Source organism: Streptomyces sp. NBC_00483 (genome assembly GCF_036013745.1).
In the GTDB taxonomy this organism is placed as follows: Bacteria; Actinomycetota; Actinomycetes; order Streptomycetales; family Streptomycetaceae; genus Streptomyces.
This window is the reverse complement of record NZ_CP107880.1, coordinates 2,225,157-2,245,681: the sequence shown is the minus strand read 5'-3', so window position 1 is coordinate 2,245,681 and position 20,525 is coordinate 2,225,157. Positions and strand designations below refer to the sequence as shown.

Genomic DNA, 20,525 nt, shown 5'->3' with positions numbered 1-20,525 from the left:
CTGCGCCGTTTCGACCGTTGTCAGACCCAGCGCATACCCTGTGCTCCGTGACTTCGCCTGCCAGCACGGAATCCGTTCCGCCCCAGCTCAGCGCGGGGCCGCGCCCCGCACCGGGCCCGGCCGCCGACGAAGGGCTCGCGCGCCGCCTTCGCGCGCTCGCGTGCACCGCGCCGCTGCACGATCTGGACGTGCGCAAGGCCAATCTCGCGGGCGAGTACTCGACGTACGGGATGGCGGAGGTGGCGCTGTCCGCCATCGACCTCGTCACACTGAACATGGACTTCGACACGGGCGCCGACCACGAGCAGATAGTGGCCAGGCTCGTTCCCCGCATCGCGGCACAGGCCCCGCAGCGGCCTTCCGCCGAGCACGAGCGGGTGGCCCGCTGGGTCCTGGAGAACCTGATCAACGTCGGCAGCGTGGACCGCGGCTTCCGCGCCGTGTACGGCACGTTCGCGCAGGACGGCTCCTACGTACGGCGTGACTACGACTTCAAGCTGATCGAGGAGGTCCCCGGCTACGGGGGCAGCGTCTACCTGCGCACGACGGACGAGGCGGTGAACGTCCTGGTCGGCGCCCTCGACACGGACGTCACCAGCGCGCAGATCGCCGCCGAGGTCAAGCTGGAGGTGCTGATCAGCCGCGGCCGGCTCGCGGACGCGCAGCTCGCCGCCGAGCAGGCCAGGTACCGGACCGTGCAGTACTCGGAGACGCTCCGCAAGGCGCTGGACGCGACGCGCCGCAATGTGCGCGCCGTCGACTGGCTGCAGGCCGTGCCCGACATGATCGCCGAGGCGCTCGACCACGTCGCGGACCGCTACCGGCACGAGAACGCGATCCTGACGAACATCCGCAAGGCCCGTGACGAGTCGGAGGAGCCGGAGCAGAAGCGCCGCGCCGCCGAGCTCGTCGACATCGTCAAGGACTGCATCCGCCGTCATACGCAGCTGCAGTCGCGCCTCCTGGAGGCCGGCCCGCTGTTCCGCGCCGAGCAGGACCGGCAGGCCTTCACGGCGCCCTCCGCGCGCGTGGGCCTCGATCTGTACGGGCAGCTCCTCGCGCCGCTGCTGCCGCTGCCGGTGGAGAGCGCGAAGAAGGCCACCGACGCGTTCTTCGCGCGCGGCACCGGGCTTCGTACGCCCGTGTCCGTACGCGTCGGCGACCTGGTCGACATACTGCTCACGCCGCCCATGGAGCGTGAGCACCTCGGCGCGGAGATGCCCGAGCCGGACCTCATCGCCACGCCGGACGACAGCCGGTTCAGCGAGGAGCAGCTCGCGGGCGCCATGGAGCTGCTCGACCTGCCGTCGGACGCGCCGCGCCGGCTGTCCGGGCTGCTCGCCGACGCCCGCAAGCGCGATGCCGAACTGCCGTACTTGGTGGCCCTGTTGGCGGTCCACGCCGCGAGCCCGCCGGTCGGCACGGCCTACCGCCAGGGCGAGGAGAAGCTGCTGTTCGCCGTGGACGACGGCACCGAGCTCGACGACCCGGAGTTCGGCGGCGCCGACCTCATCGTGGGAATGGCCCTGCTCGACGCGGTCGGGATGGCCGCCGGCCGGACGGAGGCCGCGTGATGGCGACCCACCTCTACGTAGCGCGCATGAACGACGTAGTCCGCGTGAACCACGTAGCGCGCATGAACTTCTACGCAGCACCCATGAAGGAGCACCACCCGTGACCGAGTACGCCGAAGAGCACGCCGAATGGGGCGAGCCCGACGCTTCGGGCTCGGCCAGGGCCCAGGCGCCCGTCACCCCGGCCGACGCCGCCGACGCGGCGCGTCTGGTCTCCTTCGGCCTCCAGCCGAAGCTCCAGCCCTCCCGTGATCAGGAGTACGGGGAGCTGCTGCGCCGCTATCGCGAGGACCCGCCCTTCGCCCGGCTCGCCGACGCCGTGGCCACCGGGCTCGGCCTCGTCGTCCTGGAGGTGTCCCCGCGCGCGGGGATGGCCGTGACCGCCGCCGAGGACTCCGTGTTCGCGGTTCGCATGGGCGACTACGCGCGCCGGACGACCGCGGACTCCACCGACCGCTTCCTGCACGGCCTCGCCCATCTCGCGGTCGCCGCGCTCGCCTTCCCGCGCCCCGAGGACCTCGCCGACGACGGCTACATCGGCCGCGTGAGTGTCAACGGCGTGGACGCCTTCGTCCGGCAGGCCTGCCGCAAGCTGGAGGAGCGGGCCGAGGAGACCGGCGAGAACACCGACCCGGCGACCGAGGCCCCCGGGCTCGAAGCCGCCTGGCGGATCTGGGCGCGGCGCAGCTCCACGGGCGCCACCAAGGACACGCGCCGCCTCGCCAGTTCGACCACCGGCATCGTCGGCAAGGCCGTCGCCTTCCTCACCGACTCCGGCTTCCTGCAGAGAACCGGCGACGACTCGGGCGGCACGTACCGCACCACCGCCCGCTACCAGCTCCAGGTCCGCGACATGGCCGGCACGGCCGCCATGGCCGAACTTCTCGAGCTGGGCGTCGTTCCCGTCACCGACGGGTCCGCGAGCCTGGTGCCGCCGATGGACGAGGACGCGACCGGGCTCGCCGCCGACGCGGGCCTGCCGTTCCACTCCTGACCTTCTGAACTTCCGTACCTACCACGAGAGTCCGCCATGTACGAGCTGTCCCGGATTCGCCTCTACTCCATCGGGCCCGCCGGTGCACGCTACGCCGACACCGTGCTTGACCTGCGGGGCGTTGGCGAGCCCGTGCCCGACCCCGCACCCACCCAGGCGGAGTTCTTCGAGGACGAGCCCGTCGGTCCGCCGCGCCGCCCCGCGCCGGCCGGTGTGCTCTTCCTGGAGAACGGCGGCGGCAAGTCGGTCCTGCTCAAGCTGATCTTCTCGGTCATGCTGCCCGGCCACCGGAACACGCTGGGCGGCGCCAGCTCCGGTGTGCTGCGCAAGTTCCTCCTCGCCGACGACTGCGGACACGTCGCCCTGGAGTGGCAGCACACGCTCACCGGCGAGTGCGTCGTCGTCGGCAAGGTCAGCGAGTGGCGGGGGCGGCAGGTCTCCAACGACCCGCGGAAGTTCGCCGAGGCCTGGTACTCGTTCCGGCCGGGCCCCGGTCTGAGCCTCGACTCGCTGCCGGTCGCCGAGGCCAGCGCCGTACGTCCCGCCGCCGAGGGCGCCTCGGGCGCGCAGGGGCGGCGCCGCACCATGAAGGGCTTCCGGGACGCGCTGACGGAGGCGGGCAAGGCGTACCCGCACCTGGAGGTGCACTGGGAGGAGATCCACGACCGGTGGAACGAGCACCTCGGTGACCTGGGCCTCGACCCCGAACTCTTCCGCTACCAGCGGGAGATGAACGCGGACGAGGGCGAGGCCGCGGGCCTCTTCGCCGTCAAGAAGGACTCCGACTTCACCGACCTGCTGCTGCGCGCCGTCACTGACACGCGGGACACGGACGGCCTCGCCGACCTGGTGAGCGGGTTCGGGAACAAGCTGGGACGGCGTTCCGAGCTGATGGCCGAGCGCGAATTCACCGCTGGCTCCGTCGATCTGCTCACCCGCATCGTGGAGGCCGCCGACACGCGGGCACGCGCGCGGGACATCCACACCGCCTCCGAGCGCCGCACGCGCACGCTCGCCCGTCGCCTGTCCGCCCGCGCCGCCGTCGAGCGCGGCCGCACCGGGGAGTTGGCCCAGCAGGTCACCGCGGCCTCGGGCACGGTCGCCGAAGCGGAGTCGGCGCGCGAGCGCAGCTCCCTGATCGCGGCCGAACTGGCCTACCGCCACGCCTCCTTGGCGCTCGCCGGGGCCGAGAAGGCCGCCGCCGCGCAGAAGCGCGAGCTGGCCGACGCGCGGGGCCTCCACTCCGCCTGGCAGGCCGCCGAGGCCGTCCTGCGCCACCGCGCCGCCGCGGACCGCTCCGCGCGCGTGGCCGTCGCCATCCGCGAGGCCGAGCGGGACGCCGCTCCCGCGCTCGCGGCCCGCGCGAAGGCCGCGTCCGAACTCGTCCGGGCGCTGCACGGCGCCGCCGAGCAGGCCGAAACGCACGCGAACGTGGAGGAGGAGCGCTCCGCCGTCCTCCAGGAGGCGGGCGAGACCGCGCACCGCGACGCGACGGCCGCGGCCACCGAGGCCCAGCGTGCCCGCAGTGAACTCGGGCACCTGCGCCAGCGGTTGACCGAGGTCGAGCAGGAGACCACCGAGGCCGTGCGCGCCGGGTGGATCGACGACAGCGCGCCCGACGCCGACCCGGCCCGTGCCGCGCTCGCCGCGGCCGACGCGGAGAAGACCACTGTCGCCGCGTGGGACACCGCGCGCGAGGCCGCCCGCCGGGCTTCCGAGCACGCGCGCGAGGCCGGTGCCGTCGAGTCGCGCGCCGAGCTGACGGCGGCCCGCGCCGCCGACGCCGCGAGCGCCGCGGAGCAGGCCCACCAGGCGGAGGAGCGGGCGGCCGCTTCCCTCGCGGGGGAGGAGCGGCTGGCCGAACTGCTCGGTGTGGGCGGGCGGTCCGACGACAGCGGGGCCGAAGTGCAGGACGCGTCCGGGGGCCGGGACGGCGAGGCATTCGGAACTTCCGAGGGCACCCTCACCGCCGAGGACCTGGACCGCGCCGCCGACGACCTGAAGGCGCTGCTCGACGACACCGTGACCACCGCCGAGCGGCAGTTGTTCGAGCTCCGTACGGCCGCCGCGGACGACTCCCGGATCCTGGGCGCCCTGGGCGACGGCGGCCTGCTCCCGCCTGGCCCCGATGTGTTGGCCACCGTGGAGTTCCTCGGTGAGCACGGCATCCCGGCCCTGCCGGGCTGGCGCTACCTTGCCCAGTCCGTCGATCCGACCGACCACGCGCGCGTGCTCGCCGCCCGGCCCGAGCTGGTCGACGGCGTCGTGATCACCGATGCGGCGGCCCATGGACGGGCCCGGGAGGCGCTCGCCGGCGCGGCCCTGCTGCCCCGCTCCGCCGTCGCCGTCGGCACCGCCGCCGCGCTGCTCGCCCCGACCCCGTCCGAGGACGCGTCCTCCTCCAGGGACGCGGCCGTCTTCCTCGTCCCGCCGAACCCGGCCATGCACGACGAGCACGCCGCCGACGAGGAGCGGCAGGCGCTGCGCGAGCGCGCGGCCCGGCGCGACGAGGACATCAGGGCGCGCGCCGGGCGCCTCGCCAAGGACCGAGAGCTGGCGGCGCGCCTCACTTCCTGGCGCTCCGGCTGCCCCACGGGCCGCCTCGCCGAACTCGCCGCCGCGGCAGGTGAGGCCCGTACGTTCGCCGAGGAGTCAGAGGCCGAGCTGGCCGAGGCCCGCACCCTGCGCGCCGAGGCCGACGAGTCCGCTGCCGAGGCGACCCGCGTGCGCGACGAGCGACAGGAGGCGGCGCAGAAGGCCCGCCGCGCCGCCGACGCGCTCGCCGGACTCGCGTTCCGCCTGCGCGAGCGCGCGGGCTGGCAGGCCAAGGTCCGCGAACTCGCCGACGAGGCCGTCGAGTCGGAGGCCCGCGCCCAGTCCTGCCTGGAGCACGCGCGTTCGGCCGACGAGGACCGCCGGGCCGCCCAGCGCTCCGCGGACGATGCCCGCCGCACCGCCCGCACGCTGCGCGCCGAGCGCGCCGAGATCGCCGGCGCCCCCGACGACGTACCGGAGGGAGAGGCGCCCCAGGCGTCGCTGCCCGCACTGCGCGAGGCGTACCGGGCCGCGTCCCAGGTCTACGAGAAGGTGGGCGTCGGCGCCGATCTGCGGGCCGAGCAGGCCCGCGCCGAGTCCGACGAGTCCGCGGCGCTCACCGAGCTGGACCGCCTCAGCAACAAGGTGCGCACCCGCGCCGCCACCCTGCTGGAAACCTCCGAAGGCGCCGACGGCCCCTCCCGGCAGGCCGCCGCCTCCCGCGCCGAGGAACTCGTCCAGCTGCTGGAGACCCGCGCCTCCACCGCGAGCGAGCAGCTCGGCCGGCTGCGCGGCGAGGCCGAGCGGCACGCGCCCGAGGACGGCGACGCGCACACGGAGCTGCCCGAGGACCTCGTCCCGTCCGACACCGAGCACGCGCAGTCCCTGCTGCGCACGGCCGCCACCGAACTCGCCGTCCGCACCGACGCGTTGAGCAGCGACCGCGCCGCCCACGCCGAGCTGCTCGACGCACACCGTGCCGCCGAGGACGGGGCCGGGGGCTTCGACGAGACCGCGGCGCTCCTGCGCGACCTGCTGCGGGACCACGCGGACCCGGCCGAGGAGCAGGACGAGCCGGAGCCCTACCCCGGCTCCCTGGAGGAGGCCCGCCAGGCGGCGGCCGAGACCCGGCGCTCGCTGCGCGGCTGCGCCGCCGACCTGTCCGCGGCCGAGGCGGCGGTCCGAGAGGCGAGCGACATCCTCGTACGGCACGCGAACTCGACGCGGTACGAGCAGGTGCGCACGCCCGCCCGCCAGCAGATCCGCGAACTGCCCGCGTCCGCGCTCCCCGAGCACGCGCAGAAGTGGGCCGACGCGTTCGCGCCCCGACTGCGCGTCCTCACCGACGAGTTGGCCCAGCTGGAGCGCAACCGCGACTCGATCGTGGACCGGCTGCGCGGCCTCGTGGAGTCCTCGCTCGCCACGCTCCGCTCCGCCCAGCGCCTGTCGCGGCTGCCGGAGGGGCTCGGCGAGTGGTCCGGACAGGAGTTCCTGCGGATCCGCTTCGAGGAGCCCGACCAGGCCACGCTGATCGAGCGGCTCGGCGAGGTCATCGACGAGGCGACCAGCGCGGCCGTGAAGAAGAACTCCGACCTGCGCCGCGACGGCATGTCGCTGCTGCTGCGCGGCGTCAGCGCGGCACTCCAGCCCAAGGGCATCGCCGTCGAGATCCTGAAGCCGGACGCGGTGCTGCGCGCCGAGCGCGTCCCCGTCGGACAGATGGGCGACGTCTTCTCCGGCGGTCAGCTGCTCACCGCGGCCATCGCCCTGTACTGCACGATGGCCGCGCTGCGCTCCAACGACCGGGGCCGCGACAAGCACCGCCACGCGGGCACGCTGTTCCTCGACAACCCGATCGGCCGCGCCAACGCCACGTATCTGCTCGAACTGCAGCGTGCGGTGTCCGACGCGCTCGGCGTGCAACTCCTGTACACCACCGGCCTGTTCGACACGACGGCGCTCGCCGAGTTCCCCCTGGTGATCCGGATGCGCAATGACGCGGACCTTCGGGCCGGTCTGAAGTACATCAGCGTGGAGGAGCACCTGCGCCCGGGCCTGCCGCAGCAGGACCCCGAAGGCGAGACGGTGCACGGCGAGATCACGGCCACGCGGATGTACAAGCGACCTGCTGAAGCCTGACGCCCGACCGCGCGGCGGGGGCGGCTCAGGAGTGGGTCAGCTGCCCGGCCCTGCCGCGCCTGCGTATGTTGACCGAGTCGGGCCGCGCGACGCCGCGCCGCGACCTCGCGGCACGGCGGGCCTGGCGTCGCTCCTTGCGCAACTGCCGGGCCGTGCTGGCCGGGACCGAGATGACGCCGTGCCGCTGGTTCCACACCTGGCGCGTCACCCAGACGTCCAGGACGCCCCACGTCGCCACCACCGTGCTCCCCACGCTGCTGAGCACCATCGGGAAGGCCAGCCAGGAGTCGGTCAGCGTGCAGAGCACGGCGATCATGGCCTGGATCAGGGTGAGCGCGACTATGAGGACGGCCCGCACCGCGGACGTCCGTACGGGATCGGGCATCCGGCGTCGACGCGCCGGCTCCTCGACCCACAGTCTGTTCTGCTCCGCCGTGCCCATCGCCACGTCACTCCCCACCGCTCGTGGGCCCTCAACGACCCTCAAGCCGATGCCCCGCATCGGCACTGCACAGTGACTGCCCGAATTGCTGTGCTTTACGCCGTCGAGTTGCCCCTCCCTCAATGAAGACGAACGGCGGGCCGGGGAGATTCCCGGTTCGGCGAACTCGCCTGTTCCGGGGGTGCGGTGCGCAGGATTCCGGCCAACTCTCCGACAGGACGGACCGATTGTGATCGTTGCCGAGGTGGGTCCAGAGCGGAGTTAATCTCCCGCAATGCCGGACAACTCATGATGTCGGCACCACAGTTCACTCGGACATCATCCGGACAGGCCTTCGAGTTGCTCCTGTCTCAGTAGTAGGCTCGCGCCGTTTGTTGACGCACATGTGTGCCCCTGAAGGCAGAGGGGTCGATCTGGGGGAGGCCATGCGCTTTCGCGGGAAGTCCATCCGCCGGAAGATCGTGGCGTTGTTGCTGGTGCCGTTGCTGTCCCTGACGGCCATCTGGGCCTTCGCCACGGTGATCACGGGGCGCGCCGCCGTCCAGCTGATATCCGCGGGCCAGGCGATCGACTCGGTCGCCTACCCGCTGGTCGCCACGAGCCGTACGCTGCAGGCGGAACGCCGCCAGACGCTCGTCTATCTCGCCGACCCCCGTGCCTCCGACGCCCAGTCGGCGCTGCGGGCCAAGCGGACCGCGGCCGACGAATCGATCACCCGGATCAAGGAGAAGGCGCGCGACGGCGACATCCGCGTCGGCCTGGACGGCGACGCCCGGGTCTCCCTCGACACCGCCGTCGAGGGACTGGAAGGGATCGCCTCGCTTCGTCGGAACGTCGACGAAGGCACCGTGACCCGCGCCCAGGCCCTCGAGTTCTACAACCGCCTCGTCGCGCCGACGTACGACTTCCTGCTCGACCTCACGGCCCTCGACAACGCGAAGGTCGAACGCCAGGCGCGCGCCCTCGTCGGCGTACTCAAGGCACGCGAACTACTGTCCCAGGAGGACGCGCTGGTCGGCTCCGGGCTCGTCGCCCGCCGGTTCACCCAGCAGGAACTGCGGCAGGTCTCCGACCTCGTCGCCCAGCGTTCCCTCCTCTACGAGAGCAATCTCGCGCTCCTGCCCGACTCCGAGCGCTCCCGCTATCAGCGGTACTGGAAGAGCCCGGACACCAACCCGCTGCGCACCGCTGAGGAAGCGGTCGTGAACGGCTCCCCCGGCACACCGAAGGGCGCCACCGCACGGAGCTGGGACAGGGCCTCGCAGCCCGTGCTCGACGAACTCGTCGACCGGGACACCGCCGCGACCGAGCGCTACCAGGACCGCGCCCGCCCGGAGGCCATCGACGTCCTGCTGCGGGCAGGCATCGCCGGAGTGCTCGGTCTGCTCGCCCTCCTCGTCTCCCTGTACCTCTCCGTACGCATCGGCCGCGGGCTCGTCCGCGACCTGCGCCGGCTCCGTCTTGAGGCGCACGAGGCCTCCGGTGTGCGGCTCCCCGGTGTGATGCGCCGCCTCGCCGCGGGGGACGAGGTCGACGTGGAGACCGAGGCGCCGCGTCTCGAATACGGCAGGGACGAGATCGGCCAGGTCGGCCAGGCGCTCAACACCCTGCAGCGATCCGCCGTCGAAGCAGCCGTCAAGCAGTCCGAGCTGCGCCGCGGCGTCTCCGAGGTGTTCGTCAACCTCGCCCGGCGCAGTCAGGTCCTGCTGCACAAGCAGCTGACCCTGCTCGACACCATGGAGCGCAGGACCGAGGACACAGACGAGCTCGCCGACCTGTTCCGCCTCGACCACCTCACCACCCGGATGCGCCGCCACGCGGAGGGACTGGTGATCCTCTCCGGCGCCGCCCCGTCCCGGCAGTGGCGCAGACCCGTCCAGCTCATGGACATCGTGCGGGCCGCCGTCGCCGAGGTGGAGGACTACGAGCGCATCGAGGTACGGCGGCTGCCGCGGATCGCCGTGACGGGACCGGCCGTCGCCGACCTCACCCACCTCGTGGCCGAACTCCTGGAGAACGCCACGGTGTTCTCGCCCCCGCACACCGCCGTGCAGGTGGTCGGCGAGCGCGTCGCGAACGGCTTCACCCTGGAGATCCACGACCGCGGCCTCGGCATGGCCCCCGACGCACTGCTCGACGCCAACCTGCGCCTCGCCGAGACACCGGAGTTCGAACTCTCCGACACCGACCGGCTCGGCCTGTTCGTGGTCAGCCGCCTCGCCCAGCGGCAGCACATTCGCGTCTCCCTCCAGCCGTCGCCCTACGGCGGCACCACCGCGGTGGTCTTCATCCCGGACTCCCTGCTCACGGACGCCCCCGACACCGAGGGCGCCGGCTTCCGTCTCGACCGGCCCAACGCGCTGCGCCGCACGGCCCCTTCGGTGACCCAAGCAAAGCCGGGCGGAGTGGCCGGGCTGCCCGGTCTGCCGGCCTCCGTGCTCAACGGGCCGGTCGAGCTGGAGGCCCCGCTGACGACCTCCGACATGACCCAGTTCCCCGGTGCCCTGGGCGACGAGGACAGCGAGCGCGGCGGTCTGTTCCGCCCCCGCCGCGCCGTGGCCGGGCCTCCCGGTGAACAGCACCAGCAGGCCGAGGACGACGGCGCCGGGACCGACGGCACGGACACCTCCCGCCACACGGGCGGCCCGCGCCGCTCCGGGGACCACAACGCGCAGGACCCGGCAGCCGGTCCGGAGGGGCCGCTGCCGCTTCCGCGCCGGCGCGTGCCCAAGCTCGTCAGCTCGCACGGCAGGCCCGTGACCCACAGCAGGCCCGGCGCGGACGACCGCATCGCGCCAGAACCGGGCGAGCGGCACGACCGGGGCAACGGCAACGGCAACGGCAACGGCAACGGCAACGGCAACGGCGGCGGCAACGGCGACGGACAGCGGGACACCCCGGTCGGCCTCCCCAGGCGCCGCACCCGTGCGGTGGAGGAGACCGAGGCCCCGCGCGAGACCCCCGAGCCCGCACCGGACGCCCAGCAGCCCGGCACGCCAAGCACCACTTCCGGCGGGCTGCCCCGCCGCGTCCGACAGGCCAACCTGGCCCCGCAGTTGAAGGACGGCCCGGACCTGCGCGGCGACAGCGCGGCACCGGCCGAAGACAGGACTCCCTCCGCACAGCCCACCGACCGGGACGCCGACGAGGTGCGCAGCCGTATGGCCTCGCTCCAACGCGGCTGGCGGCGTGGACGCGCGGAGAACACCGCGGGCGATGAGCGCGCCGACGGTACAGCACGAGGAACGAAATCTGAGGGGGACGGTCGATGACCGCGCCGAAGGCCAATGCGGGGACCACCAACGGGGTTGTCGGCGAGCTGAACTGGCTCCTGGACGACCTGGTCGAGCGCGTCGCCGGTATCCGCAAGGCGATGGTGCTCTCCGGCGACGGGCTGCCGACGGGCGTCTCCGAGGGGCTCAGCCGCGAGGACAGCGAACACCTCGCCGCCGTGGCATCCGGATTCCACAGCCTCGCCAAGGGGGTGGGCCGGCACTTCGAAGCAGGCAGTGTCCGGCAGACGGTCGTCGAACTCGACGAGGCCTTCCTGTTCGTCACCGCGGCGGGGGACGGCAGCTGCCTCGCGGTGCTGTCCGACGCGGACTCCGACGTCGGCCTCGTCGCCTACGAGATGACCCTGCTGGTCAAGCGCGTCGGAGTGCATCTGGGGACGGCCAGGCGCACAGACCTGCCCGCCGGAGGGTAGTGGGTTGGCATGAGACCAGACGGTCAGGAGACGCATCACTGGTTCGACGACGACGCGGGCCCCGTCGTGCGCCCGTACGCCATGACGCGCGGCCGCACCAGCAGCGCGACCCAGCACCGGCTCGACCTGATCGCGGTCGTCGTCGCCGAACGGCATCAAGGCGACGCGTCGACCGACCAGACGCTGTCGCCGGAACACGTCGACATCGTCGGGCTCTGCCAGGACGCCCCGCAGTCCGTGGCCGAACTGGCCGCGGAGCTCGATCTTCCGGTAGGGGTGGTGCGCGTCCTCATCGGGGATCTCGTCGACGACGAACTGGTCCACGTGACGCGGCCGGTTCCACCGGCCGAGCTGCCCGACGCGGGTATTCTCCGCGACGTGATCGACGGCCTCAGAGCGCTCTGATCCGTCAGCGGAGCATGCGGGGCACAGGAACGGGGCGGACGGCGGGAGACACACGTGGCAGGCTGGCAGTTCTGGATCGACCGAGGCGGCACCTTCACGGATGTCGTGGCCCGGCGGCCCGACGGTCGCCTGCTCACGCACAAGCTGCTCTCCGACCATCCGGCGCGCTACCGCGACCCGGCCGTCTTCGCGATCCGCGAACTCCTCGGTGAGGGCGCGGAGCCGGCGCCCGGCGGCGGGCCCGGCGACCTCGTCGACTCCGTCCGCATGGGCACCACGGTCGCCACCAACGCCCTCCTGGAGCGCCGCGGCGAGCCGACCGCCCTCGTCATCACGCGCGGCTTCCGCGACGCCCTGCGGATCGCCTACCAGAACCGGCCCCGCATCTTCGCCCGCCGCATCGAGCTGCCCGAACTGCTCCATGAGCGCGTCATCGAGGTCGACGAACGGGTGGACGCCCAGGGCGAGGTGCTCACCCCGCTCGACCTGGGCTCCCTCGAGGCCTCGCTGCGCCGGGTCTACGAAGACGGCATTCGGGCGGTGGCCGTCGTCTGCCTGCACAGCCACCTCCACCCGGATCACGAGCGCGAGATCGGCGCCCTCGCCGAGCGCATTGGCTTCCCGCAGATCTCGCTGTCCAGCGAGGTCAGCCCGCTCATGAAGGTGGTGCCCCGGGGCGACACGGCCGTCGTCGACGCCTACCTGTCGCCCGTCCTGCGCCGCTACGTGCGCCAGGTCGCCGAGCAACTCCCCGACGTGCGGCTGATGTTCATGCAGTCCAACGGAGGGCTCGCCGAGGCCGGGCAGTTCCGCGGCAAGGACGCCATCCTGTCCGGGCCCGCAGGCGGCATCGTGGGCATGGCCCGTATGTCGGGGCGCGCGGGCTTCGACCGCGTCATCGGCTTCGACATGGGCGGCACCTCCACGGACGTCTCGCACTTCGCGGGCGAGTACGAGCGGGTCCTCACCACGCAGATCGCCGGAGTGCGGCTGCGCGCGCCCATGCTCGACATCCACACCGTCGCGGCGGGCGGCGGCTCCGTGCTGCACTTCGACGGCAGCCGCTACCGGGTCGGACCCGACTCGGCCGGCGCGGTGCCGGGACCGGCCTGCTACCGGGGCGGCGGCCCGCTCACGGTCACCGATGCCAACGTCACCCTCGGACGCGTCCAACCCGCGTACTTTCCCCGCGTGTTCGGGCCCGAGGGAGACCAGCCGCTCGACGACGACCTCGTACGCGAGCGTTTCGCCGCCCTCGCCACCGAGATCCGCGAAAGGACCGGTGACGCGCGCACCCCCGAGCAGGTGGCCGAGGGCTACCTCCAGGTCGCCGTGGCCAACATCGCCAACGCCGTGAAGCGCATCTCGGTGCAGAAGGGCCACGACGTCACCCGCTACGCCCTCACCACCTTCGGTGGTGCCGGTGGGCAGCACGCGTGCAAGGTCGCCGCCGAACTCGGCATCCGGACGGTCCTCGTACCGCCCATGGCAGGCGTCCTCTCGGCGCTCGGCATCGGGCTCGCCGACACCACCGCCATGCGGGAACAGTCCGTCGAGGCCACCGTGGACGACTCCTCGATGCCGCACATTCTCAAGACCGCAGACGACCTGGAGAGCGCCGCACGCGAGGAACTGCGCGCCGAGGACGTCCCGGAGCAGCGCATTCGGATCGTGCGCAGGGCCCAGCTCCGCTATGACGGCACGGACACCGCGCTCACCGTGGAACTCACCGAACCCGACGCCATGACCCGCGCCTTCGAAGAACGTCATCGCGCTCACTACTCCTTCACCCTGGACCGACCGCTCGTCGTCGAATCACTCTCCGTAGAAGCCACTGGCCTGACCGATCCCCCCGATCTCTCGCACCTCGCACCCCGCACCACCGCGCCGACCACCGCCACGACCGTCCGCCTGCACACCGGCGGAACCTGGCGCGATGTATCCCTCCACCACCGGGACCAACTCCCGCCCGGCGAGCCCGTCCAGGGGCCGGCGATCATCGCCGAGGACGGCTCGACGACCGTCGTCGACGACGGATGGCAGGCGGCCCTCGCGGACGACGGCCACCTGATCATGCAACGGACGGCGATTACAGAGAGTTCCGATCTCGGCACGGAAATCGATCCGGTTCGGCTCGAGGTCTTCAACAACCTCTTCATGTCGATCGCGGAGCAGATGGGTGCCCGACTCGAGTCGACCTCGCAGTCCGTCAACATCAAGGAACGTCTGGACTTCTCCTGCGCGCTCTTCGATCCCGACGGCAGCCTGGTTGCCAACGCTCCGCACATTCCCGTGCACTTGGGCTCGATGGGCACCAGCGTCAAGGAGGTCATCCGCCGTCGCGGCTCGACCATGCGGCCCGGCGACACCTACGCCGTCAACGACCCTTACCACGGCGGCACGCACCTGCCCGACGTCACCGTGATCACCCCGGTCTTCGACACGGACGGTGACCGGATCCTGTTCTACGTCGCCTCGCGGGGGCACCATGCGGAGATCGGCGGCATCGCCCCCGGCTCCATGCCCGCGAACAGCCGCACCATCGACGAAGAAGGCGTGCTCTTCGACAACTGGCTGCTCGTGGAGGCCGGCCGGTTCCGTGAGGAGGAGACGCTGCGCCTGCTGACCGAGGCGCCCCATCCCTCCCGCAACCCGCGGACGAACCTCGCCGACCTGCGCGCCCAGATCGCGGCCAACCAGAAGGGCGTCGACGAAGTCGCCCGCATGATCGAGAACTTCGGCCTGGACGTCGTGCTCGCCTACATGAAGCACGTACAGGACAACGCCGAGGAATCCGTGCGACGCGTCATCGACGCCCTGGAGGACGGCGAGTTCAGCTACGAGACCGACTCGGGCGCGGTCATCCGCGTGCGCGTGAGCGTGGACCGCGCACAGCGCAGCGCCACCGTCGACTTCACCGGCACCTCCGACCAGCTCCCCACGAACTTCAACGCCCCGTTCGCCGTCGTCAACGCCGCCGTCCTGTACGTCTTCCGGACACTCGTGGGCGACGACATCCCGCTCAACGACGGCTGCCTGCGCCCCCTGAACATCGTCGTGCCGCCCGGATCCTTCCTCTCGCCCCAGCCGCCCGCCGCGGTCGTCGCGGGCAACGTGGAGACGTCGCAGGCCATCACGGGAGCCCTCTACGGGGCCCTGGGCGTACAGGCCGAGGGTTCCGGCACGATGAACAACATCACCTTCGGGAACGCGCGCCATCAGTACTACGAGACGGTGGCCTCCGGCTCCGGCGCAGGCGACGGCTTCCCCGGCGCGCCCGTCGTCCAGACCCACATGACCAACTCGCGGCTCACCGACCCCGAGGTCCTCGAGTGGCGGCTGCCCGTCCTCCTGGAGGAGTTCGCGGTGCGGCGCGGCAGCGGGGGAGCGGGCCGCTGGCCGGGCGGCGACGGGGCCGTGCGACGCATTCGCTTCCGTGAGCCGATGACCGTCTCCACGCTGACCCAGCACCGCAGGGTGCCGCCCTACGGGATGGCGGGTGGCGCCCCCGGAGCGCTCGGCGCCAACTCCGTGGAGCGCGTGGACGGCACCGTCACCCGCCTCGACGGCAGCGACACGGCCGATGTGGACCCCGGCGACGTACTCGTCGTCGAAACGCCCGGAGGCGGCGGCTACGGGCCGCCCGGGGCGAGCAGCAGTACCCGAGACAGCGACACCAGCGAGGCAGGAGAGACACAGCCATGATCTTCGGGCGTTCTGAGCGCCGAAAGGCCCCCGTCGAGCCCGTGACGCTCAAGATCCTGGTGGCCGGCGGCTTCGGCGTGGGCAAGACGACGCTGGTCGGCGCGGTCAGCGAGATCAGGCCGCTGCGCACGGAGGAACTCCTGACGGAGGCGGGCCGCCCCGTGGACGACATCGAGGGAGTCGAGCGCAAGAGCACCACCACGGTGGCGATGGACTTCGGCCGCATCACGCTCCGCGACGACCTCGTGCTCTACCTCTTCGGCACACCGGGCCAGAACCGCTTCTGGTTCCTCTGGGACGAGTTGTCGACCGGGGCGCTGGGAGCGGTCGTCCTCGCGGACACCCGCCGCCTGGAGGACTGCTTCGCCGCGGTCGACTACTTCGAGCGGCGCTCCATACCGTTCATCGTCGGCGTCAACTGCTTCGACGGCGCCGCACGCCACCCGACCGACGCGGTCCGCCAGGCGCTCGACCTCGACCCGGACGTCCCCGTGGTCCTGTGCGACGCACGCGACAAGGAGTCGGTGAAGGACGTGCTGATCGGCGTCGTCGGCCATGCGGCGGAAGCCGCCGAGCGCAGGCAGCCCGCGGCGACCTGAGCACGCACAGCGGCGGCCCGCACCCCCGCCGACCAGGGTTCGAACCGCCGCGTACGCGCGCGTGGAGGGCTGTACGTCACCACGCGCGCAGGGATATGGCCTATGCGTCGTCTCCGTCCGCGTGCCAGCCGAAGCTCTTCTCCACGGCCTTGCGCCAGTTCTGGTACTCGCGGTCCCGGACGCCCGCGTCCATCGCGGGAGTCCACTCGGCGTCCCGCTGCCAGTGGGCCTTGAGCTCGTCCAGGTCGTTCCACACGCCCGTCGCGAGCCCGGCGGCGTAGGCGGCGCCCAGGCACGTCGTCTCGGAGACCTTGGGGCGCACCACGGGCACGTCGAGCACGTCCGCCTGATGCTGCATCAGGAGGTTGTTCTTCGTCATGCCGCCGTCGACCTTCAGAGTCGTGATCCGCACCCCGGAGTCCTGGTACATGGCGTCGACGACTTCACGGGTCTGCCAGCTCGTCGCCTCCAGGACGGCACGCGCCAGGTGCGCCTTGGTGACGTACCTGGTGAGGCCGGTGACGACGCCGCGCGCGTCGGAGCGCCAGTAGGGCGCGAACAGACCGGAGAACGCGGGCACGATGTAGGCACCGCCGTTGTCGTCCACGCTCGCCGCGAGCGTCTCGATCTCGTCGGCGCTCTTGATGATGCCGAGCTGGTCGCGGAACCACTGCACCAGGGCACCCGTGATCGCGATCGAGCCTTCGAGGCAGTACACGGGCGCCTCGGTGCCGATCTTGTAGCCCATGGTGGTGAGCAGGCCGTTCTTCGAAGGAACCGGCCGGTTACCGGTGTTGAGCAGCAGGAAGCTGCCCGTCCCGTACGTGTTCTTCGCGGTCCCCGCGTCGTAGCAGGCCTGCCCGAAGATGGCCGCGTGCTGGTCGCCCAGGGCGGAGGCCACGGGCACACCGGCCAGCTGCCCGACCGCGGTGCCGTACACCTCGGCGGACGAACGGATCTCCGGAAGCAGCGACTCGGGGACATTCATCGCCGACAGGATCGACTGGTCCCACTGGAGGGTCTCCAGGCTCATCAGCATGGTGCGCCCGGCGTTCGTGACGTCGGTGACGTGCACGCCGCCGTCGGTGCCGCCGGTGAGATTCCAGATCAGCCACGAGTCCATCGTGCCGAAGGCGAGCTCCCCGCGCTCGGCCCTGGCCCGCAGCCCCGGTACGTTGTCGAGCAGCCAGGCCGCCTTGGGCCCGGAGAAGTAGCTCGCCAGGGGCAGCCCGGTCGTCTCGCGGAAACGGTCCTGTCCGTCGGCGCCGCCCAGCTCGTTGCAGAGCGCCGACGTCCGCGTGTCCTGCCAGACGATCGCGTTGTGCACGGGCTTGCCGGTCGCACGGTCCCAAAGGACCGTCGTCTCCCGCTGGTTGGTGATCCCGAGGGCGCTGAGCTGGTCCGCGCGCAGTCCCGCCTTCGCGATCGCCCCCGCGACCACGGCCTGGACCTTGGACCAGATCTCGGTGGCATCGTGCTCCACCCAGCCCGGCTTCGGGAAGATCTGACGATGTTCGCGCTGGTCGACGGCGACGATCTCGCCGGCCTGGTTGAAGATGATGCAGCGGCTCGAGGTGGTGCCCTGGTCGATGGCGGCGACGTACTTCACGGAAGCGTCGGGCATGGCTACCCCTTCGTAAGAAGACGTACGAGAGTGTTCTGCGCTTCAGAACGCTGCGTTGCTTCAGAACGCCGCGTTGTAGATGACCCCCGCCAGCGCGCCGCCGATGAGCGGCCCGACGACCGGGACGAGAGCGTAACCCCAGTCGGACGTCCCCTTGTTGGGGATGGGCAGGAAGTGGTGCACGATGCGCGGGCCCAGGTCGCGGGCGGGGTTGATCGCGTAACCCGTCGGCCCGCCGAGCGACAGGCCGATGCCGACGACCAGGAGCGCCACGATCAGCACCTGGGTGCCGGACTCGCCGAGTCCCTTGGTGAGGCCGAACGCGAGAATGGGCAGGACCAGGGCGATCGTCGCGATGACCTCGGTGAGCAGGTTCGCGACCACGTTCCGGATCTCGGGGATCGTCGAGAAGATGCCGAGCGTCGGCGTCGGACCGTCCTCGGCGGAGTCCTCGTCCGAACCGACGTTGGCGTTGAACTGTGCGAGATACACCAGGTACGCGAGGACGGCGCCGAGCATCGCGCCGACCATCTGGCCGAGCAGATAGACCCAGACCTTGTCCCACTTCTCGGTGTCGACCGCGATGCCGATGGTGACCGCGGGGTTGAGGTGACCACCCGACAGCGGGGCGGCCGTGTAGGCGCCGGCCAGCACGCCGAAGCCCCAGCCGAACGCGATGACGACCCACCCGGAGGCCCTCGCCTTGGAGTGTTTCAGGGTGACGGCGGCGCAGACGCCCGCGCCGAAAAGGATCAGAATCGCGGTGCCGATGACCTCACCGATGAAGATGTCTCCGTTGCTCATGGCGGCTCCTAGGCCCTCGCCCGGGGTCAGTGCTCCCCGGTCCTCCGTGCAGGGTGCGTTTCCCATGGCTGGTTCTGAACTACGGCTGCCGTAGGCAGGGAAGTCCCGCGCCCCGCCCGGCGTCCGTGACGAGCGTGCCCGAACAGTCGGAACCACACGTGGGGGAGCGGCCCTGACCTGCCGCAACCCGGCAGGAAGGCGCACCTGGGGCAGGCAGGGCCCCGAGCAGCGGTGGGCCGATTTGCGCCGATGCCGACTGACACCCGGAAGTGTTCACCGGCCGTACTGGAGCGTCAAGGTCGTGGACGGCAACGGTTAACCGGCGGCCGACGCTCCCCTCCGGTCGCGCGCGGCAGCCGCGGCTCGCGCGCCGCGGCGCACGTCGAAACCTTCGCGCCCCGCGTGACCGCAGACCCAGCTCGCCCCGGAGAGCGCCTTCGCGGCCTTCTTGAGCGGGGCGAGCAGCGCGGCGGCCCGCCGGTGGTCGGGCACGCTGCCGGGCGGGCACACCACCGTGGCCAGCGACAGCGTCACCGCCCTGCCGCCCGCCGACCAGGGAGCATCGAGCACGGCGGCCGCGAGCGGACCGAGCTGCTCCGGATCCGCCAGGACCAGGAAGTCGTCACCCCCGATGTGCCCCACCCGCACGGACTCCGACGCCGTGCGCGCGAGGGCCCGCCCCACCGCACGGATCAGCTCGTCGCCCGCCGCGAACCCCGCACCGTCGTTGACCTGCTTGAACCCGTCGATGTCCAGCCAGCTCAGGGCGAAGCCGCGGCCCTGCGCCACCCAGCGGTCCAGCTCGCCCGTCACGGAGTCCGAACCCGGCAACCGCGTCAGCGGGTTGAGCCCGGCTGCCTCCTCGACCCGGCTCTCGGCGAGCGCCCGTACGAGGTCGGTGAGGCGTACGACGCCGACGCAGCGCCCGCCGTCGTCCACCACGGCGACGTCGTCGGCGGTGCGGGCGTGCTCGCCGTCCGCGACCACGTCGAGCACCTCCCAGGCGGTCGCGGTGACGCCCACCGTGCGCGGCCGGTCGCCGAGCCGCGCGGCGGGCCGGTCGGCGTACAGCGCGTGCCCATAGCGCGTCGACAACGACAGCAGGAAGCGGTCCCGCTGCCCCGACCGCACCGGCACCCCGGCGGCATCGACGAGCAGCACCCCGGACACCTCGGCCGCACCGGTGAGCCGGCGTCGCACCTGTTCCGCGGACGCCGAATCGGGCAGCAGCGCCGCGGGCCGCACGAAGTCCCGTACCGGCGGCCCGGTCGGCCGCGACGAGCCGACGGCCGGGGGCAGTTCGGGCACGTACACCTCGGAGATCGGCAGCCGGGCCGCCGGCGCGAACAGATTGCCCTGCGCGAGCTGCGCCCCGGCGTCCCGGGCCGCCATGCACTGGGTCTCGGTCTCCACGCCCTCGACCGCGAGCAGCGCGCCGATCTCCTCGCACAGTGTCCGCATGGCCCGCACCGTCGCCCCGCGCGACAGCAGTGAGGCGTCGAGCTTGATCAGGTCCGGCGCGAGATCGTCGAGCAGCCGCAGGGGTACGTCGCCGTCGCCCACGCCGTCGGCGCACACCCGGAAGCCCTCCTTGCGCAGCACCGCGACGCCCTCCAGGAGCGCGCGGTGCGGCACGTGCGTGAACGGCGGCCCCACATCGACGGTCACCTCCCACGGCAGGCGGCCCGCATCCCGCACCGCGCGCCGCAGCGCATCAAGACCGCCCAGGTCGGCGAGCGTGCCCGCGAACACGTTCACGTGCAGCGGCAGCAGCGTCTCCCGGCGTGCGGCGTCGCGGATCGCCAACGCGGCGAGGTCGCCGTCGAGTTCGGGATCGCGATGCGCCCGCGCGAGCACATCACCCGACTCGGGGCGGGCGAGTATCTCCAGAGCCGCGGCCGATCCCGTGGCCAGATTGACCACGGGCTGGAAGGCGAAGCGGAGGCTGTCCGGCCAGGTGTGCACGCCAGCATGATGGCGTCACACGGACGCCACGAG

General features: G+C 72.2%; 11 protein-coding genes and 1 pseudogene. 8 read left to right on the top strand and 4 right to left on the bottom strand.

Annotated elements, in window-relative coordinates; all coding sequences use genetic code 11:
• The first annotated feature begins 47 nt into the window (after positions 1–47).
• The 3 genes from OHA73_RS09720 to OHA73_RS09710 all read left to right on the top strand — a co-directional run bounded on the left by OHA73_RS09720 (position 48) and on the right by OHA73_RS09710 (position 7,242).
• Positions 48–1,574 (top strand): hypothetical protein, encoded by a 1,527-nt coding sequence (locus OHA73_RS09720; RefSeq protein ID WP_266721985.1) that lies wholly within the window; start codon positions 48–50, stop codon positions 1,572–1,574.
• A 100-nt stretch (positions 1,575–1,674) separates the two neighbouring features.
• Entirely contained in the window at positions 1,675–2,568 is an 894-nt protein-coding gene (locus tag OHA73_RS09715) for a hypothetical protein (RefSeq protein WP_266721987.1), read from the top strand.
• A gap of 36 nt (positions 2,569–2,604) precedes the next feature.
• Positions 2,605–7,242 carry a hypothetical protein gene (locus OHA73_RS09710; protein WP_327654861.1) on the top strand — a complete coding sequence of 1,546 codons (4,638 nt, stop codon included), beginning with the start codon at positions 2,605–2,607 and terminating at the stop codon, positions 7,240–7,242.
• A gap of 25 nt (positions 7,243–7,267) precedes the next feature.
• Here the strand turns inward: OHA73_RS09710 and OHA73_RS09705 are convergent, their stop codons facing one another.
• Positions 7,268–7,744 (bottom strand): hypothetical protein, encoded by a 477-nt coding sequence (locus tag OHA73_RS09705; RefSeq protein WP_327654860.1) that lies wholly within the window; start codon positions 7,742–7,744, stop codon positions 7,268–7,270.
• Between the two features lie 365 nt (positions 7,745–8,109).
• Between OHA73_RS09705 and OHA73_RS09700 the strand changes: the two genes are divergently transcribed.
• From OHA73_RS09700 to OHA73_RS09680, 5 genes and pseudogenes are all read left to right on the top strand, one after another.
• Positions 8,110–10,956, top strand: a complete 2,847-nt coding sequence (locus tag OHA73_RS09700) for a nitrate- and nitrite sensing domain-containing protein (protein WP_327654859.1) — start codon at positions 8,110–8,112, stop codon at positions 10,954–10,956.
• A complete protein-coding gene (locus OHA73_RS09695; RefSeq protein WP_266721995.1) occupies positions 10,953–11,390 on the top strand; it encodes a roadblock/LC7 domain-containing protein in 438 nt (145 codons plus the stop codon). The genes OHA73_RS09700 and OHA73_RS09695 overlap by 4 nt, the downstream gene beginning before the upstream one ends.
• Positions 11,391–11,399: 9 nt before the next feature.
• Positions 11,400–11,795, top strand: a complete 396-nt coding sequence (locus OHA73_RS09690) for a DUF742 domain-containing protein (RefSeq protein ID WP_266721997.1) — start codon at positions 11,400–11,402, stop codon at positions 11,793–11,795.
• 54 nt (positions 11,796–11,849) lie between these two features.
• Positions 11,850–15,516 (top strand): annotated as a pseudogene (locus tag OHA73_RS09685) (hydantoinase B/oxoprolinase family protein).
• Positions 15,497–16,099 carry a GTP-binding protein gene (locus OHA73_RS09680; RefSeq protein ID WP_327654857.1) on the top strand — a complete coding sequence of 201 codons (603 nt, stop codon included), beginning with the start codon at positions 15,497–15,499 and terminating at the stop codon, positions 16,097–16,099. Before OHA73_RS09685 ends, OHA73_RS09680 begins: the two are co-directional and overlap by 20 nt.
• Before the next feature lie 100 nt (positions 16,100–16,199).
• Here the strand turns inward: OHA73_RS09680 and glpK are convergent, their stop codons facing one another.
• The 3 genes from glpK to OHA73_RS09665 all read right to left on the bottom strand — a co-directional run bounded on the left by glpK (position 16,200) and on the right by OHA73_RS09665 (position 20,492).
• Positions 16,200–17,723 carry a glycerol kinase GlpK gene (glpK, locus tag OHA73_RS09675; RefSeq protein ID WP_327654856.1) on the bottom strand — a complete coding sequence of 508 codons (1,524 nt, stop codon included), beginning with the start codon at positions 17,721–17,723 and terminating at the stop codon, positions 16,200–16,202.
• 60 nt (positions 17,724–17,783) lie between these two features.
• On the bottom strand, positions 17,784–18,527 hold the full coding sequence (locus tag OHA73_RS09670; protein WP_327654855.1) for an MIP/aquaporin family protein: 744 nt from the start codon (positions 18,525–18,527) through the stop codon (positions 17,784–17,786).
• Positions 18,528–18,842: 315 nt separating this feature from the next.
• Positions 18,843–20,492: a GGDEF domain-containing protein gene (locus OHA73_RS09665; protein ID WP_327654854.1), complete on the bottom strand. Its 1,650-nt coding sequence runs from the start codon at positions 20,490–20,492 to the stop codon at positions 18,843–18,845.
• Positions 20,493–20,525 lie beyond the last annotated feature (33 nt).

Excerpts from the sequence above, each read along its gene's own strand:
- OHA73_RS09710 (WP_327654861.1), top strand. The coding sequence starts at position 2,605 with ATGTACGAGCTGTCCCGGATTCGCCTCTACTCCATCGGGCCCGCCGGT.
- OHA73_RS09690 (WP_266721997.1), top strand. The coding sequence starts at position 11,400 with ATGAGACCAGACGGTCAGGAGACGCATCACTGGTTCGACGACGACGCG.
- OHA73_RS09680 (WP_327654857.1), top strand. The coding sequence starts at position 15,497 with ATGATCTTCGGGCGTTCTGAGCGCCGAAAGGCCCCCGTCGAGCCCGTG.
- OHA73_RS09700 (WP_327654859.1), top strand. The coding sequence starts at position 8,110 with ATGCGCTTTCGCGGGAAGTCCATCCGCCGGAAGATCGTGGCGTTGTTG.
- glpK (WP_327654856.1), bottom strand. The coding sequence starts at position 17,723 with ATGCCCGACGCTTCCGTGAAGTACGTCGCCGCCATCGACCAGGGCACC.
- OHA73_RS09670 (WP_327654855.1), bottom strand. The coding sequence starts at position 18,527 with ATGAGCAACGGAGACATCTTCATCGGTGAGGTCATCGGCACCGCGATT.
- OHA73_RS09705 (WP_327654860.1), bottom strand. The coding sequence starts at position 7,744 with ATGCGGGGCATCGGCTTGAGGGTCGTTGAGGGCCCACGAGCGGTGGGG.
- OHA73_RS09695 (WP_266721995.1), top strand. The coding sequence starts at position 10,953 with ATGACCGCGCCGAAGGCCAATGCGGGGACCACCAACGGGGTTGTCGGC.